The sequence below is a fragment of the Clostridium sp. UBA2485 genome, from assembly GCF_002341865.1.
Taxonomy (GTDB): domain Bacteria; phylum Bacillota; class Clostridia; order Clostridiales; family Clostridiaceae; genus Clostridium_J.
Genome location: NZ_DDOV01000077.1, coordinates 1 through 307, shown reverse-complemented (window position 1 = coordinate 307; position 307 = coordinate 1).

Genomic DNA, 307 nt, shown 5'->3' with positions numbered 1-307 from the left:
ATATATGCAATATATGTTTTATAGATATAATAGGAACAAATTAATAATTTGAAATTATTTTTAACTAATAATATGTATCCTTAAGAAAGAGTTTATGTTAATTAATATTATGCAAACAATGGGTTATATTATATTTATAACTAAAGTGTAACATTAAATGGATTAACAGCATTTATAAATATAGGGTAAATATTATAATAAGGAGAAGGTGAAAAAATGAATGATACACTATTAATAATCTTAAACATAATAGTAATGGCTATTTTGATTGGAACGATATTTTGGATGCAAAAGAAGCACTATTCTT